This is a genomic window from Shewanella sp. 10N.286.52.B9 (genome assembly GCF_002873635.1).
GTDB lineage: Bacteria > Pseudomonadota > Gammaproteobacteria > Enterobacterales > Shewanellaceae > Shewanella.
On record NZ_MCTY01000185.1, the window covers coordinates 37,999 to 53,775 of the forward strand.

The 15,777-nt window shown below is 40.4% G+C and carries 14 protein-coding genes and 1 other RNA gene; 8 read left to right on the forward strand and 7 right to left on the reverse strand.

Features of this window, described 5'->3' with window-relative positions; genetic code table 11:
- Positions 1-405 precede the first annotated feature (405 nt).
- From BCU91_RS13575 to BCU91_RS13590, 4 genes are all read left to right on the forward strand, one after another.
- The gene (locus BCU91_RS13575; RefSeq protein WP_076542673.1) at positions 406-1,152 is read left to right on the forward strand and encodes an AAA family ATPase; all 747 of its coding nucleotides are present in this window, start codon (positions 406-408) and stop codon (positions 1,150-1,152) included.
- The gene (locus BCU91_RS13580) at positions 1,112-1,510 is read left to right on the forward strand and encodes a CopG family transcriptional regulator (RefSeq protein ID WP_102440598.1); all 399 of its coding nucleotides are present in this window, start codon (positions 1,112-1,114) and stop codon (positions 1,508-1,510) included. The genes BCU91_RS13575 and BCU91_RS13580 overlap by 41 nt, the downstream gene beginning before the upstream one ends.
- A gap of 153 nt (positions 1,511-1,663) precedes the next feature.
- On the forward strand, positions 1,664-2,488 hold the full coding sequence (locus BCU91_RS13585) for a M90 family metallopeptidase (RefSeq protein WP_102531706.1): 825 nt from the start codon (positions 1,664-1,666) through the stop codon (positions 2,486-2,488).
- A gap of 69 nt (positions 2,489-2,557) precedes the next feature.
- Positions 2,558-3,046: a nuclear transport factor 2 family protein gene (locus tag BCU91_RS13590; RefSeq protein ID WP_102531707.1), complete on the forward strand. Its 489-nt coding sequence runs from the start codon at positions 2,558-2,560 to the stop codon at positions 3,044-3,046.
- A 695-nt stretch (positions 3,047-3,741) separates the two neighbouring features.
- Here the strand turns inward: BCU91_RS13590 and aceB are convergent.
- The 4 genes from aceB to BCU91_RS13610 form a co-directional block, all read right to left on the reverse strand.
- Entirely contained in the window at positions 3,742-5,379 is a 1,638-nt protein-coding gene (gene aceB, locus BCU91_RS13595) for a malate synthase A (RefSeq protein WP_102531715.1), read from the reverse strand.
- A gap of 787 nt (positions 5,380-6,166) precedes the next feature.
- Positions 6,167-7,858, reverse strand: coding sequence for a GGDEF domain-containing protein (locus BCU91_RS13600; protein ID WP_206747624.1), 1,692 nt, complete (start codon positions 7,856-7,858; stop codon positions 6,167-6,169).
- 67 nt (positions 7,859-7,925) lie between these two features.
- A complete protein-coding gene (locus tag BCU91_RS13605) occupies positions 7,926-8,135 on the reverse strand; it encodes a hypothetical protein (protein WP_102477204.1) in 210 nt (69 codons plus the stop codon).
- 90 nt (positions 8,136-8,225) lie between these two features.
- Positions 8,226-9,047, reverse strand: coding sequence for an SAM-dependent methyltransferase (locus BCU91_RS13610; protein WP_102520548.1), 822 nt, complete (start codon positions 9,045-9,047; stop codon positions 8,226-8,228).
- Positions 9,048-9,369: 322 nt separating this feature from the next.
- Between BCU91_RS13610 and bamE the strand changes: the two genes are divergently transcribed.
- Complete coding sequence (bamE, locus tag BCU91_RS13615) at positions 9,370-9,885, forward strand: outer membrane protein assembly factor BamE (protein ID WP_102440603.1); 516 nt, start codon at positions 9,370-9,372, stop codon at positions 9,883-9,885.
- Positions 9,886-9,989: 104 nt separating this feature from the next.
- On the opposite strand, the gene BCU91_RS13620 is transcribed toward bamE, so the two are convergent.
- Complete coding sequence (locus BCU91_RS13620) at positions 9,990-10,325, reverse strand: RnfH family protein (RefSeq protein WP_102440492.1); 336 nt, start codon at positions 10,323-10,325, stop codon at positions 9,990-9,992.
- On the reverse strand, positions 10,315-10,752 hold the full coding sequence (locus BCU91_RS13625) for a type II toxin-antitoxin system RatA family toxin (RefSeq protein WP_102440491.1): 438 nt from the start codon (positions 10,750-10,752) through the stop codon (positions 10,315-10,317). Before BCU91_RS13625 ends, BCU91_RS13620 begins: the two co-directional genes overlap by 11 nt.
- A 204-nt stretch (positions 10,753-10,956) precedes the next feature.
- On the opposite strand from BCU91_RS13625, the gene smpB reads away from it, so the two are divergent.
- Positions 10,957-11,454, forward strand: coding sequence for an SsrA-binding protein SmpB (smpB, locus tag BCU91_RS13630; protein ID WP_076542647.1), 498 nt, complete (start codon positions 10,957-10,959; stop codon positions 11,452-11,454).
- Positions 11,455-11,527: 73 nt separating this feature from the next.
- Positions 11,528-11,882, forward strand: a transfer-messenger RNA (tmRNA) gene (gene ssrA / locus BCU91_RS13635).
- A gap of 176 nt (positions 11,883-12,058) precedes the next feature.
- Here ssrA and BCU91_RS13640 read toward each other — a convergent pair.
- Positions 12,059-12,400, reverse strand: coding sequence for a zinc ribbon domain-containing protein YjdM (locus BCU91_RS13640; protein WP_076542642.1), 342 nt, complete (start codon positions 12,398-12,400; stop codon positions 12,059-12,061).
- A 396-nt stretch (positions 12,401-12,796) separates the two neighbouring features.
- Between BCU91_RS13640 and BCU91_RS13645 the strand changes: the two genes are divergently transcribed.
- Positions 12,797-15,535 (forward strand): EAL domain-containing protein, encoded by a 2,739-nt coding sequence (locus BCU91_RS13645; RefSeq protein ID WP_133126609.1) that lies wholly within the window; start codon positions 12,797-12,799, stop codon positions 15,533-15,535.
- Positions 15,536-15,777: the final 242 nt, after the last annotated feature.

Consider the following 15,777-nt stretch of genomic DNA (forward strand, 5'->3'; position numbering starts at 1 on the left):
ATAGCAATATAACATTTTGGAATAGCGATAAATACAAAAGCAAAGTTTAGTTATAGATAAGAGTCATTTACATTTAGCGGTTGGCAACACTAGCCACTTTTCTGGTCATTAATTTATCAAATAATCAACTTAAGCAATTCAATTTATTACTAAAATTATAGTGAATAGCTCATAAGGTTAACACAGTCAAAAAATCGCCATTAGCCGCTATTTTGTCAAAAAACAAACGCCTGTCAAAGCCACTAAAAACGTCAATTTATAGCACATTGACGACCAAGTCATAGCAACATAAAGTTAATAACAAGTGCAACATAAAGCGCCAACAAAAAATCAACCTTTTATAACCAAGCGAATCAATAATGATTGACAATCCAATGGCGTTATACCACATCAGGAGATGTTTTGATGATTATCTTAGTCGGTGGTGAAAAAGGCGGTAGTGGTAAAAGCTGCTTAGCCCAAAATATCGCAGTATTTCTCGCTAAAGAAGCCACAGCCAGTATTATCATGGTCGATTGCGACCCGCAAAGAACCACATCAGATTGGATCCAAGCGCGCAATAACAACCCTGAATTACCAGCAATAAATTGCGTCCAATTGTACGGAAAAATCCGTAACGACTTACTCAGTCTTGAGAAACATTATGATTATGTACTCGTTGACTGCGGCGGCCAAGACAATTTAGCCCTGCGCGCTACATTATCAGTGGCCTCTCACGCCTTAATGCCCCTAAGACCCAAGCGTAGAGACCTAAAAACGGTCAGTCACATGGATGATATTGTCGCTACCTGCAAAATGATTAATCCCACCATGAAAGCCTCTTTTGTGGTAACTCAGTGTCCAAGTTTGCCTAACCAAGCAGGTCGAATACTCGAAGCTAAAGAGGTATGTAAAACTTACGATATTAACGTGCTTGATGCGATTACTTACAGCCGAAATATTTATGACGACAGTGAAGAGTCTGGCTTGTCAGTCATTGAAATAGACCCCAATGGAAAAGCCGCGGTTGAAATCCGTAATATTGCTTGTGAATTGCTAGAAGTAAGCGATGCCAAACAGCTAATCAGGCAGCGAAATAATAACGATAATGTAACGCAATTAGGGGGAAGTTATGGGCCTGGCCGATCTGAAGAAAACCGTTACGCCATGTAGTACGCCTTTTTTGCCGCAAATGTCAGTTGATGACTTTATTGAGGCAGCAAATCTTTACGCTATGGGCAAACCACAGCAGTCGAGCGCCTGTAAAAATGCAGATTCAAACCAACAGGCGATGCAGCAACTATGGGAATTAACCACCCAAGCTGAAGCGAATGAACCCATAAATGAAAAACCTAAACCATTTAGACGGGCAACATTTACCTTAAGTGAAGCGGCAATTGAGCAATTAAACTGCTTAAGTCAAAGCAGCCAATCGGCAAAGTCAAAGTTAATTAGAATAATGATTAAACAGCATTTTTCATTATCACTTGAAGAACAACAGCAAATAGAGCAACGACTGCAAATACGTTAAATCAACTATAAAAATAAACTCCCTCCCCTTCTTTCTGGCAGCAACCTTGGTTGTTTGCCAGTTTTTTTTGTCTCAATAAAAATCAGCCACTTGAATTTGGCGCAAATTCACCCAATAACATAATGACAAGCTAATATAATCTGGGAGAGCTGAATGTTTGCAGTGTTTTTACTTGTCACCGTTGCGGTAACTGCCATCGCGTTGATTATGACTAAGTCTCAACGCACTGAAAAGCGCAGGCAACAGCTTATGACAAGGCCTTTCCCTAAAGCATGGCGGCAAATCCTTAAGCGTCGCTTACCCTATTTTCATGCATTGCCCACAGATCTGCAGCTACAACTAAAAAAGTTAATCCAGATTTTTATTGATGAAAAACAATTTGTCGGCTGTGATGGCTTCAACATTACCGACGAAGTAAGAGTGACCATTGCCGCGCAAGCCTGCTTGTTATTACTCAATCGAAAAACCAATTTTTACCCCAAGTTAAATCAAATTTTAGTGTATCCCTATGCGTTTATTGTTGAGAAAAATAACACCGACTTTGCCGGCGTATCCTCTAATGAACGTAATGTGTTACTGGGAGAGTCCTGGGGTAATGGCAAGATCATCTTGTCGTGGAAAAGTACTTTGGACGGCGCTGCAGCGCCATTTGATGGTCAAAATGTGGTTATTCATGAGTTTGCTCATCAGCTAGATCAGGAAAACGGCAATGCCAATGGCGCACCGCCATTAAAAGAGTTCACCGATTATGCCACTTGGTCAGCAACACTCGGTCGTGAGTTTAAAGCGCTGCAATATTGTGCCCAGCATCAATTACCCTCGCTGTTTAACTACTATGGTGCGACCAATCCTGCTGAGTTTTTTGCCGTCATTAGTGAAACCTTTTTCGAGAAACCGTTAGCGTTTTACCAACAGCATCAATTGCTTTATAAAGAACTGAGTCAGTTTTATCAGCTAGACCCAATCAATTGGCATTAAGATCAGCATTGAGTCATTGATTTTCGCGGCTATCATTACCAGCCAGCATTTAGCAGACAAGGAATTTTCATGCACAAAGCCATCTTAAGATTATTATTAACCACTAGTTTATGTTTAATGTCTTCTTTACCCCTAGCAGCTCAAGAGGCACTCTCTGACGAGTCAAAGCAACAAGCTAATAGCATTCTCGACCAACTACACCAAAATGCCAGCCAGGCGAACTGGGACAGTTACTTTTCGCTATATCACCAGCAAGCGGTGTTTTTAGGCACTGATGCCACAGAGCGCTGGGATATGCAACAATTTGCCGGTTATGCCAGACCTACAGATGGTTGGCATTATGAAGTCAGCTCACGCCAGCTACTGCAGTTTGATAACACCATTGTTTTTGATGAATTACTTGAAAGCGCCAGTTATGGTCTATGTCGCGGTACAGGTGCACTACAATTAACTGATGATGGCTGGAAAATTATTCAATATCATTTAAGTATTGCAGTGCCTAACGACAATGCCAAAGCCGTGGCGCGGTTGATAGGCGCAAAGAAACAAGCTAAATAACCTCTATCGATAAGTTAATATTGATTAAAAACCTAAGCCAGCAACTTAGCTACGCTGGCTTTGCTTACTTGAGCGCTTAAGCCAAACAATCGATTAGTTTCTCAAGATATGAGTTTAACGAGCTATCAGTCAAAAAAGTCCATAAGCAAAAGAATACAGCAACAAAACTCCCCCCTATTAGTGTCTATGTTATTTACTCTAGCATTAGGTGCCTTCGATAATGACTCACTAATCCTTTAGCCGCTTTGGATTGATATTAATCAATAACATAACTAGAAGGTTTAACTGAATCAGCTGTGATTTCGCTATAAATTTTAAGCAAAAAAAAACGGCTCATAAGAGCCGCAACACAAGCAAATGGTTGAAAACTTACTGGGTAGGAAGTAAAAATCCTCGCATTAAGAACGACAACTAGCTTGCGCTAAAATTCCAAATACTGGATAAAACCCGATGTAGCCTGTAGGTGAACTACATCGGGGGACATCAGCTGCATGGCAGCTAAACTGTTACAGAAGTGGTATTAAAACAGCTCTTCTTCGGTAAAGCCGGTCAATGCCGTCACTGAAGATTAACCGCCTTGAATACAGCTTGTCACTTGGTCAAAGTAACCTGTGCCCACTTCTTGTTGATGCGACACGAATCTATAACCTTTCTCAGCCGCTATAAATTAAACTTTTGTAATACGTCTACTGAATTTAAGCTGTTAATAACTCATAACCCGGTAGTGTTAAGAAATCGACCAACTCATCAGAGGTGGTAATTTCCTCAAACAGACTGGCCGCTTTAGTAAACTGACCACTGGTAAACCTTTGCTGCCCTAGCTCTTGCTCGACATTAATTAGCTCTTCAGCCAGCATGGTTTTGAATAAGTCTTTAGTGACTAACTTGCCATTAGAAAGTGACTTTTCATGTTGGATCCACTGCCAGATCGAGGTGCGTGAGATTTCTGCTGTAGCGGCATCTTCCATCAATCCGTAGATAGGAACGCAACCATTACCTTGGATCCACGCTTCGATATATTGCACTGCGATACGAATGTTTAAACGCATGCCCGCTTCGGTACGTTCACCATCACAAGGTGTCAGCAGCTCTTCGGCTAATATCGGTGCATCGACATCACGGGTAATGTGCAACTGGTTAGTTCCGGCGCCAATATAATCATTGAAAATCGCCATGGCGGTATCGGCTAAACCAGGGTGTGCCACCCAAGTACCGTCATGTCCATTACGCGCTTCAAGCTCTTTATCACCTTTTACTTTTTGCAAAATAATTTCATTTTCTTCGGCTGTTTTAGCCGGAATTAATGCTGCCATGCCGCCCATAGCTAATGCGCCACGCTTGTGACAGGTTTTAATCAGTAGACGTGAATAAGCACTTAAAAAAGGCGTATCCATAGTGACTGCTTGGCGATCTGGTAAAACACGGTCAGCATGTTTGTTCAAGGTTTTGATATAGCTGAAAATGTAATCCCAGCGGCCACAATTTAATGCCACAATATTTGAACGTAGTTCATATAAAATCTCGTCCATTTCGAATACTGCCGGCAGCGTTTCAATTAGGCAGGTACATTTTATTGTGCCTGACTTTAAACAAAAACGTTCTTCAACGAATGCGAACACTTTTGCCCACCAGCGCGCTTCAACATGACTTTCAAGCTTAGGAAGATAAAAGTAAGGGCCGCTGCCATTAGCTAATAATTGATGGTAGTTGTGATAAAAATACATCGCGAAGTCGAACAGACCACCTGGAATAGACTCGCCCTTGAACTCAACGTGCTTTTCTTTAAGGTGTAATCCACGTACTCGACAGATAAGTACTGCAGGATCTTCATCTAAACTGTAATGTTTGCCTGTTGCCTCAGCAGTAAAGCTAATATCGCCTCGCACTGCATCACGTAAGTTAATTTGACCTTGAACGACTTTTTCCCAGCTTGGTGCTAGTGAGTCTTCAAAATCTGCCATGAATACTTTTACGTTGGCATTCAGCGCATTAATAATCATTTTGCGATCTACGGGGCCAGTAATTTCAACTCTACGGTCAGTAAGATCTTCAGGTATCCCTCTAATCGCCCACTCACCATCTCGAATAGCGCGGGTTTCAGGTAAGAAGCCAGGTAATTGACCATCATCAATGCGTTGCTGCTTTAATTTTCGCTGTGATAGCAACTCAGGAACTTCAGCAGCAAAAGCACCACATAAACTAGCCAATAATGACAGTGAGCCATCATTGAAGATAACCTCTTGGCCAGGGACTTCTGGGCCAATCAAAGCAAGCTCTGAGCTTGTTGGTAAATCAGTTTCAGCACTTGGCTGTGATTTAGCATATTTAGCCATTAGTTGTTCTGCTGTCATATTTAGCCCCTTGAGCAATAATTCGTTTTTAAAAGTTAAATGGTGGTCAGTAAGCGTATTTATCTGTACACCTCTATCAGTGTTTATAAACAGACAACTTACTTCCACATATCTAAAAACAAACCCTGCTACTTTTTAACCATCAAATGTTTGTTTCGTACTAAAACCTAACCAGAAACGTTTGCATTTGCAACAACCAAATAACATCCTCAACAAGCCAAACAGCAACCTAATAATTGGTAACACCAACAGCAAAAACACAACAAAACACTGATTTAAAACAGATAAAAATTAAAACAACATTTAATTGGTTTTAGTTGGTAACTTGTCCAACCAATTTACCAACAGCACAAAAAGGTAATTACACAAGTACTTTAATTACATGTCGCAAATAATTGTGTACAGCCTTAAGGCAGTTTTCTACTAAAGTAGAAATAGCATTTTGTTTTGAACATACCCTGAGGTAAAGCCATTAAAATAATTAAAATCATTGAGTTATAATATGCTTAATCACAACCAAATTTAAACAACTGTTTTAATTTGACGTTTACGTAAACAAAATAGGCTATATAGAATATATACTCTAGACTGGTGGAGTTGTAACCGGATCAACATCACAAAAGTTATTGGTTTAGTCGAAAAAAAATGCATCTTTTTTTATAAAAAGTTAAAAACAGTCACAATTTAAAGCATTTTTGCACTAAGGAAGGTCAAAGCTTGCAAATACAGAAGCCATATTGGTGCAGATAAAAACGCCCAAAGCAGGTAGCTATGATAAATAAACCACTTTATTTCGACCTTCAGATTTTGCTTTATATAAGGCTGTATCTGCACGGTTAATGATGGGATCAAGGCTTAGATCATCTGCCGTTATTTGGCTAACCCCAAAACTTGCGGTAATTGTAAATTGATGACCAGAAAAACGAGTATCAATCGACTCAATATCAAATCGTATTTTTTTCGCTAACTCAACTGCTAATTCAATTGTGGTAAAAGGCATAAAAATAGCAAACTCTTCACCACCCATTCGACTGACGATATCTGTACTACGGGTATTCGCCGTTATCACCTCAGCAACCTTTTTCAGTGCCCAATCCCCAGTGCCGTGGCCAAAGGTGTCGTTGATCTGTTTAAAAAAGTCTAAATCAATCACTATAACGCTATATTGTCCGCCACGGGCAAGCACTTGGACAAATTCATCTTCGGCTTTTTCTTCGCCAGTACCACGATTTAACAAGCCGGTGAGTAAATCAATTTGAGCTTGTTTACGAAATTGATTTCTTTGCATCCATGCGGTGGCAAGCAACAAACTCAAAAATGCTACCGTGCCCGTCAAGACGGTAGAAAACATAAACGAAGCGCTTTTTTCGTTATTCATAATGCTGCGCTCTTTCGCTAGCATTTCTTGATCTTGTGCCAGTTTATTTAACTGGCGAGTCTTTTCTGCATTATCGAATTTTGCAACTTGGTATGCCGTTTCTTTGACCTTTTTATCATTAATTAACAGCATCCCTATGGCATGGGCTTGCACATGATATTGATAAGCAACTTTAAATTGACCACGTTTACTAGCCACCATTGAAAGCACATTATAAGCACGCTGCTTAGCCTTATAATTATTAGGCTCGTTAGTCAGTTTATCGACCAATTCGGCATACTCAACCGCCTGTTGAAATTGTTGTAACTGAAAATAAACTTCACTTAAATAAGCGTAAATATTATTAATTTCTAACTCAAAATTAAACGGTTGATAAGCTGCTAACGCTTTAAGAAATAACACTTCTGCGGTTTGATAATGATGGTGTTCAAACTCAACTATAGCCTTGCCTTTAATGGCCATAGCTGCAATTAACGGGAAATTATTTTGCTGACAATAATCTTGGGTATCTGCCAATAATTGTAATTGTTCTAGATAAGGGATTTGGTTCAATGATAATTGCGCTGCAGATGTCAGTACCATGGCATAGCAATGGGATTTGCTATCTTGGCCTTTATTTAACATAAAAACAATCTTCGAAAGCCTAAGTACCTCGTCATATTTATCTAAATCTAGATAGGTATTCATTAGCCTGACATAGGAACTGATTTTAATCGAGTTATCTTGAAAGCTGTCAATGCGTGCTAGGCTTTTCTCCAGTAGGCTAAAAGCATCTTCATAGCGCTTTAAAGGAATACTAGCAGAAATTTTATAAGCATAAATATTCGTTAATTGCTCATCGTTCGGGTTGAGTAATAGAGCCTTATCTAAAGTCTGTAAGGCACTTTCATATTTTCCGGCAAGAATAAGCCGTACCGACTCAAAAATATAAAGCCTTATTTTTTGCGCTCGACTTAGACTATCAAACAAACCAAACAGTTCATTAATGCTGGCGCTAGAGGTATCAATATCTTTAAGTATTGATACATCTAGCAGATCTAATTTTTGGTCAATATCGTCAGCGCTGACGTCATCGGCACTCACTGCTGCGCAGAAAATGAATAACGTGGAGCAAAGTAACCGATTAAGCGCTTTTAGCATGAGGCTAAGATTACGATAAGTGATGGACGAGTAAAATTGATTTCAGTTCAACATCACCCACCAAGGATTTAACTTGCGCCATATCCCCTGACATCACAGCGTCAATGTCTTTATCTGATAAACCATTGGCCTGCATAACGCCGCGAGGATCTTTCTTATAAGCCTCTAACAACTTGGCATCTGAGCTTAATTGAGTAAAAAACTCGGTTAAATTTGACATGTTATTTCCTTATTTGTCTTCAAGGTTGTTATCACTATTGATTAGTACAGCTATCAAGCGCGGTTATTGTCCACAATAACCCGTATTCTGTTAACCAATATCATTGGCATTAATCCCTAATTTTTTCATCATCAGCTGATTTAACTTCAGCGGCATTGAAGGTGGGATTAATAAAGTACTGATCATACTTAATGGCGCAAACGGCAAATCCTTTAAAGGAATTTGGTCAATTCTTGGAGATTGAATTGGCAAGTTTGCCGCTTCATATATAATAACTTGGTGATCAAGTGGGTACCATTGGCTTAAGTGATCAACCAAAATCTCCAAGCGGTGTTGATCAGTACTAAACTCGGTCAAAGTATGCTCACCAGCCAAAGCGATTTGCCATAATAGCAAGTAAGTCGCAGGATCTGGATGATGCTGGTAAAGCATAAATTGTGTTGCTTCAAAGCTTTGATGACCATTAGAGCCGGGGTCAATGCCTAAATCTGCCCACAAACATGCTTCAGCGGAAATACCCGGCAGCATATTCGCCTCATAGCCTTCGTTAACCGCTTGCTTAATGGCTAAATGAGATACACAAGAAAATACCCCAGGGTGACCATATAAGGCTACCACCACCAGCTTATCCTGACGAACTTGCTGCAAAATCGCCTCAACCATCTCAGCATAGCTGTCGCGGCGATTCTTCACTTCACCCTCTTGAGCATAATGGCACTGTAATGAGATATGATTGCCATTTAAGCTTTCAAGCCAACGGTTAGCAAAACCATCGGGCACAATAGAAAATACAATATCTGCATTCTCAATATAACTTTGACTTAATTTACTGATATGGCCGGCAAGTTGCAGTCCCGTCCCTACAAAAACTAAACGTCCAGTCTCACCCGGTTCAACTCTTGTTAATGACATTGTGCTCAATTTTTTTCAAAAAAAGGTTAAGAGTTTTCTGCACTAAATGCCCTAGCATTACCATGGCGGCACACGGCATTTAAAAATAACTCCAGTTACTATCAAACTTATATAAATAGCAGCGCTATTACCACCTCTTTTAAACATTTACACAACATATTTAGCGCCAATAAAATCATCATTGGTCAAATTTGGGGAACTAACTGAGTCACTAATGAGTCATAACCGTCATTGAAGTAGTAATGAAGTATCAATAGCCACTTGTCAGCATAGGGAAGCCTTGGGTATGATGGCGTCAGATTTTTAGGAAATAGCGCAGACAATGATAAATAAAAAACAAAGTCTTACCCTTTTAGGCGCCGTTGCGCTTTCTGTATCACTAAGTGCATGTAGCGTTTTTGACTACTTAATTTACAAGCCAGATATACCGCAAGGTAACTACATGGAGTTACAGCAAGTTGAAAAACTGCGTATCGACATGACTAAAGAGCAGGCTGAATACATCTTAGGTCGCCCAGTGTTGCGTGATAGTTTCGCAGACAATATTTGGTATTACGTTTATCACTTTAAAAGTGGCCGTAACGCTAAAGTGACTCATAAAGAACTTATTTTATACTTTGATGGCGACTTACTCACCAAAGTTGAAGGCGACTATGAACTCAGTGATGACTTTAATACGCCTTTAAACGAAGGGGCATTGCCAACAGTGTCAGCCCCAGTTGTTGCACCATTACTACCTGAGCAAGAACCTAAAGCGATGAGGGGCGATATTCACCCACTTGTTGAAGAAGAGCGCTTAGAAACTGAAAATGATGTACCGCAGCAAGATGAGCAGTAATGAAAAACAGATTTAAGCAATAAAAATAAAAACGGAGAGAATGTTTCATTCTCTCCGTTTTTATTTATGTAATAGCAGTAATACATGACCGCTTTTAGTTCAAATCAGTTAACTTTTGCACCCGTTATCTTATTGCTGCGGCCTTCTTCTTTGGCTTTTTCAGCACGCTTGCGACGCACATCTTTAGGATCTGCAATTAATGGCCGATATATTTCTATTCGTTGACCGGACACCAATACTTCATCATGCTTGACCTGACGGCTAAACACCCCTAGCTTCACCTTGGCTAAATCAATTTCTGGAAAAAAGCTGACAATATTGCTTTGCTTTACCGCCTCAATAAATGTGGTGCCAGGCAGCACATTCACGCTAATAATTTTTTGCTGAGTCGGTAGCGCATAAATCACATCCACCGCAAATGTTTCAACATCATTTGTCATTGTAAATCACCTTGGCTCTTTCAGTGAATGCCGTCACCATTGAATTCATCAGATCTTTAAACACTTTGCCAAAGGCCAAATCAGCTAATGGATTTGAAAAATCGAAATTTAAATCAAATTCAACTTTACAGGCATCGTCCGTTAACTCGGTAAAGCGCCATAAACCGTCTAAATGTTTAAAAGGGCCATTCTCAAGCCTTAACTCAATCGTTTTACCTGGCACCACTTGGTTACGAGTGGTGAAGGTTTTACGGATCCCAGCTTTAGAGACATCAACCGACGCCACCATAGTTTGTCCATCAAACTCCAGCACTTTCCCACCCACACAGCCGGGTAAAAATGCATGATATGACTCCACATCATTAACCAGATCATACATCTGCATTGCACTAAATCGAACCAGTACACTTTTTGAAATTTTTGGCATGAAAAACAACACTCATATTAACAATGAGTCGATTTTAACATGCTCCCAAGAAAACGCATCCATTACAGCTTGATGAATGTACTCGCATCTTTAAGCCGTTTGGGTATAATCCACAGATTAGTTTTCTCTCTCCCCCATCTCTGCCACACGTCAACGAGTAAGCAGAGTTTTTAAATGGGATAACAGCGGGTATCACACGCGATTATGGTAAAAAAGAATTCAAAAAAATCAAAGAATCCGCCCGCTACGATTACACGTAATAAGCGCGCCACCTTTGAATTTAAAATCGAAGAAAAAGTCGAAGCCGGTTTAGAGCTTCAAGGCTGGGAAGTAAAATCTTTGCGTATGGGTAAAGTGACCCTCGCAGATTGCTACGTTTTTATTAAAAACGGTGAAGCCTTTATGCATGGCTGTACCATTCAGCCACTTAACACTGCAACCACCCATGTAGTTTGCGACCCAGTGCGTACTAAAAAGCTGTTATTAAAGCGCAGTGAAATTGATAAACTTGAAGGCTTAATTGAGCGTCAAGGCTACACCTTAGTGCCATTGTCACTTTACTGGCGCAAAAGCGCTTGGGTAAAGGTGGAAATAGGACTCGGTAAAGGTAAAAAAGATCACGATAAACGCCAAGACACTAAAGAACGTGAGTGGAAAGTTGAACAATCTCGAGTAATGAAGAAGTCGAGACTGGACGGATAATGAACAAACGATTGTAACTGTGGTCAAATACATTAGGTATTTTAGTATTTACCCGATACAATCAACAAACTTTGGGGGCGATTCTGGATTCGACAGGATTCACGAAACCCTGGGAGCATGTCGAGGGGCGGTTGGCCTCGTAAAAAGCCGCACTGTTATAGTTGCTAACGACTCTAACTACTCTCTAGCAGCTTAGGCTAGCTAGCCATCTTACCCACGTCTCTCAAATGGGCAGGGATTCAAGATGGTCATATTACATTTGATAGCGAGGGAACTCCGTCCGAGGGTGAACCGCGAAATAGTATCGGACTCGCCAATTGCAATCCTGTCTTTCGGAGTGTACTTGGTTAACCAAAAGAGAGACTAAACATGTAGCGCCTTGGATGTAGGCTTTCTGGACGCGGGTTCAAATCCCGCCGCCTCCACCAAATTCTAAAAGGGCTTAACCGCAAGGTTAAGCCCTTTTTCTTTGGCTAGTTCAAACAACTTTTATCAATCCCAATCAATAACTTTCTCGATTCCAATGAGGCGGTGGCAACTGAACTGCCGGCCATAAAAAAACCTGCACTTGGCAGGTTTTTATCAAACTCAATTAAAAAGCGATTTAGTTTTGCTTTCTAACAAACTTTGATTTGAGCATCATTTGGCCGTGACCATCAACTTTACAGTCAATATCATGGTCAGCATCAACAAAACGTTTGATAACCGCTTTAGTACCAACTTTAAGCACTAATGAAGAACCTTTTACTTTAAGGTCTTTAATCAGGGTCACTTTGTCTTCTTCTGCAAGTAGGTTACCTACTGCATCTTTTAGGATGATTGCATCTGGATCAACGATTTCTTCGTTTGGGTTCCATTCATGAGCACATTCTGGACAAACTAGTTGTGAGCCATCTTCGTATACGTAGGCTGATTCACATTTTGGACATGGTGGGATATTGCTCATGGTGAGTTCTCTTTAAATGAATGATTGTCTGCCTTTAAGTGGCTTAAATAGCACTTTTATTGCAGAAACAGATAGCAGTTATTATACGCAAAATAAGCTATATCTGCTAGACAGCTTATTTGCTGAGCTTCACAAATTAGCACCTTGATGTGAGACTGAACTGGCCAAGGTGTTATTTTTCATACAAGTGTGTTAAACATGTTACATCAGTTATTTTAAGCCCAAACTCTGGCCTCATAAGGGCTTGCGATCATTGGTGATTTTTCCGAACACTGTTTAAGGCATTTTTTATACTGCTATTTGTTGACCTCTGTGAAATTGCAGCTCATATTGCTTACCAAAGGCTAAGTAATATAGTCATCTGTAGTTACTTTTTTAAGATACAAGGTCGTGTCTGTGAGTATAGTTGCTCATTATTTACATAAATGGAAAATGAGGCTGGGCATTTTGGTTGCACTAGTCTGTTTGTGGCCGATTCAAACTTGGCTAATTAATGCAATGACTACAGATGCGTTAAGCCCTTATCGCATCACGCTAACCTTGCCGCTCTCTGACGCCCTCAATCAAGATTATGGTCTTAGCCCTGATGCTAAAGTGAATAAGGTTTTTGTCAGTGGCAGTTTTTCTGACTGGTATAGTGACGACCCTTATTATCAAATGCAGCAAGTCTCTGCTAACCAGTGGCAATATGATCTTTCCATTCATCCCGGTGACATTGAATATAAACTGGTGCTGCATCTCGATGGACAGCCGACACCGATTTGGATTTTAGATCCGAATACCCCTAACACAACCAGTAACCCTTGGGGTGATACCAACTCTGTGTTACACGTGTTTGACTGGCCCAAGATTGCCACCACAGTGCAGCTATTTACTCTATCGATTGTGGGGGCATTTTTACTATTTTGTGTATTAGAGCCTTTTTTATATTGGTTACTGCATTTAAAAATGCCCTTTCACCGTAAACTGATGATCAGCAACATGTTGATCCTTATTTGTGTACAAGTGGTGTTTTTTGGCTATCAACTGCATCAAAGCCGCCAATTGATAAAGCTTTCGGTTAGTGACACCTTGCATAACATGCACTTACTGCTAGCCAGTGAACAAATTGATTTTGACAACATAGCAAGCCAGCAACAACAAATCTCAGCGACCATTGAGCGTTTTTTTTCTCAAGCGACTACCCGCATCGATAAAAAACAAAACAGCTTATTTCAAATTACCTTGTCTGATTTTGCGGTGCTGGATAAAAACGGCCAATTAGTCAGTTTGCATCACCGCCGTCAGAATGAAACCATCCAACAAGATAGAGCCTCAAAACTTGGCTTTGCTAGCTCTGAAGATTACTTTATGAAGGGCTTATGGGCGCAATTAATTCCCAAGGCACAACAACAAGCGCTTACTGGGCAATTACAGGTAAAAAAACGCCCACGCAATATGCGTAAAATAGAAACCGCCCGTACCCAACAAGCTGAATGGGTACTAGGTTTTAGCCAGTTGATGCAGCCTATTGTCTACCGAGGTCAATTAAAAGGCTTTTATGGTGCGTCGATTCAAGTAAAGCTTTATGGCACTGAACTATTAAATATACTGTTTTTTCAGTTGTTGCTTTTGCTGGGGCTGATTGCTGTCGCTAGCTGGTTGTTTATGCGCGTCGGTAAAATTGTCACCAAAGACATTCTAATACTGACCAGTTGGACCCAAAGAATCGTTAAGGGTAATTTAAACCAAAAACTTTACATAAATAGCCAAGATGAAATTCAACAACTGGCTGAAGACTTCGAATTAATGCGTCAGTCCTTGGTCACCAGTTTTAATAAAATTGAGCAGCAAAATACTAATCTGTATACCGAGGCTTATTTTAATAACCTTACAGGCTTGCCTAACCGCAAAAAGCTTTACGCAGATTTAGCAGGCAAAACTGCGCACTCTTTAATTGCCTTTAACATTAATCAGTTTGGCCAAATAAATGATTTTTACGGGGTAAAAACTGGCGATGCGACTATCAAAGTTATTGCCAAGCGGATCGTCGCTGCCGCTAGTCAGCACACGGTTTACAAAACCGGCGCTAACGAGTTTGTCGTCACCCTTAGCAATCAAGTTGAAGATCTGCACTTACAACAACTAGCAGAAGCCATTATTGATGATGTCACTCAACATGCCATCACCATAGATGGCAACGAGGTATATGTTAACCTCAGCGCCGGTGGAGCCCACTGTATTGATAGTAATTACTCACAACTGCATCAACATGCTGATTTAGCCAGAAGAATTGCCCTTAAACAGTTTCAGCGTTATCAGCTGTTTTCTTTATCAATGGTCAACCCACAAGCTTTTGAACACAACATGCAGCAAAGCCGTATGTTGGCGCTGGCAATACAAAATGATGCCGTAGTGCCCTTTGTACAATTAATCCAGCCACTGGATGGCAATAGCGCCCCGAAATTTGAATGTTTAATGCGAATAAAACAAGCTGATGGCGATTATTTAACGCCTGCAATGTTTATGAAAACCGCCGTGCAATCGCGTATTTACCCACTATTGATGCAGAGTATGCTAACAAAATCTTTTGCATTATTTCATCTACAGCCCTACGAGTTTTCAGTCAATATCTCTATCGATGATATTGCCCTACCTGAACAAGTGAATCAGCTGCTTAATTTACTGAAGCAATACTCTGGGGTGGCGCAAAGATTAACCTTTGAATTACTTGAAAGTGATGAGATCACCAACTACCAATTAGTAAAAGACTTCATTGCAAAAGTAAAACCTTTTGGCTGTAAAATAGCCATTGATGACTTTGGAGCTGGTTATTCTAACTTTAGTCATTTACTCAGCTTAGATGTGGATATCATTAAGATTGATGGCTCGCTTATCCGTCACCTAGATCATGATAAAAAAGCCCAACATTTAGTTGAAACCGTATCTGAGTTTGCTCGCAAAATGCATATTCAAACCGTGGCTGAATTTGTGGATTCTGACAAGGTGCTAAATATGGTCAAGCACTACCAAATTGATTACGCCCAAGGCTATTTACTGGGTAAACCCCAGCCAACAATTGAGGCAGCATTAGGCTTACCGCGCCCAGTAAAAAAACAGCTGACAAATAGCGTTATTGAGCCAGTATTTAGTTAACCCTCAGCACTATCTGCAAGCACTAATCACTAAGGAGTTAGGAGTTAGGAGTTAGAAGTAAGTGCTAATCACTAACAAAAAATACCGCTACTCTGTTGCGGTATGTTGTCACTCACCAAGCCGGCTCAATCAGCGATGAGCTGTGTTTTTATGAGTCTGGTTGCAATTAAACTCGCTCAGACAACATGGCATCAGATTAGTGTGAAACACAAAACCGTGGCCATTAAATAAAACTAGGGCGA

What these genes read in the sequence shown, in the direction of transcription:
- BCU91_RS13575 (WP_076542673.1), top strand. Translation starts at nt 406, where the DNA reads ATGATTATCTTAGTCGGTGGTGAAAAAGGCGGTAGTGGTAAAAGCTGC.
- BCU91_RS13580 (WP_102440598.1), top strand. Translation starts at nt 1,112, where the DNA reads ATGGGCCTGGCCGATCTGAAGAAAACCGTTACGCCATGTAGTACGCCT.
- BCU91_RS13585 (WP_102531706.1), top strand. Translation starts at nt 1,664, where the DNA reads ATGTTTGCAGTGTTTTTACTTGTCACCGTTGCGGTAACTGCCATCGCG.
- BCU91_RS13590 (WP_102531707.1), top strand. Translation starts at nt 2,558, where the DNA reads ATGCACAAAGCCATCTTAAGATTATTATTAACCACTAGTTTATGTTTA.
- aceB (WP_102531715.1), bottom strand. Translation starts at nt 5,379, where the DNA reads ATGGCTAAATATGCTAAATCACAGCCAAGTGCTGAAACTGATTTACCA.
- BCU91_RS13605 (WP_102477204.1), bottom strand. Translation starts at nt 8,135, where the DNA reads ATGTCAAATTTAACCGAGTTTTTTACTCAATTAAGCTCAGATGCCAAG.
- BCU91_RS13610 (WP_102520548.1), bottom strand. Translation starts at nt 9,047, where the DNA reads ATGTCATTAACAAGAGTTGAACCGGGTGAGACTGGACGTTTAGTTTTT.
- bamE (WP_102440603.1), top strand. Translation starts at nt 9,370, where the DNA reads ATGATAAATAAAAAACAAAGTCTTACCCTTTTAGGCGCCGTTGCGCTT.
- BCU91_RS13620 (WP_102440492.1), bottom strand. Translation starts at nt 10,325, where the DNA reads ATGACAAATGATGTTGAAACATTTGCGGTGGATGTGATTTATGCGCTA.
- BCU91_RS13625 (WP_102440491.1), bottom strand. Translation starts at nt 10,752, where the DNA reads ATGCCAAAAATTTCAAAAAGTGTACTGGTTCGATTTAGTGCAATGCAG.
- smpB (WP_076542647.1), top strand. Translation starts at nt 10,957, where the DNA reads ATGGTAAAAAAGAATTCAAAAAAATCAAAGAATCCGCCCGCTACGATT.
- BCU91_RS13640 (WP_076542642.1), bottom strand. Translation starts at nt 12,400, where the DNA reads ATGAGCAATATCCCACCATGTCCAAAATGTGAATCAGCCTACGTATAC.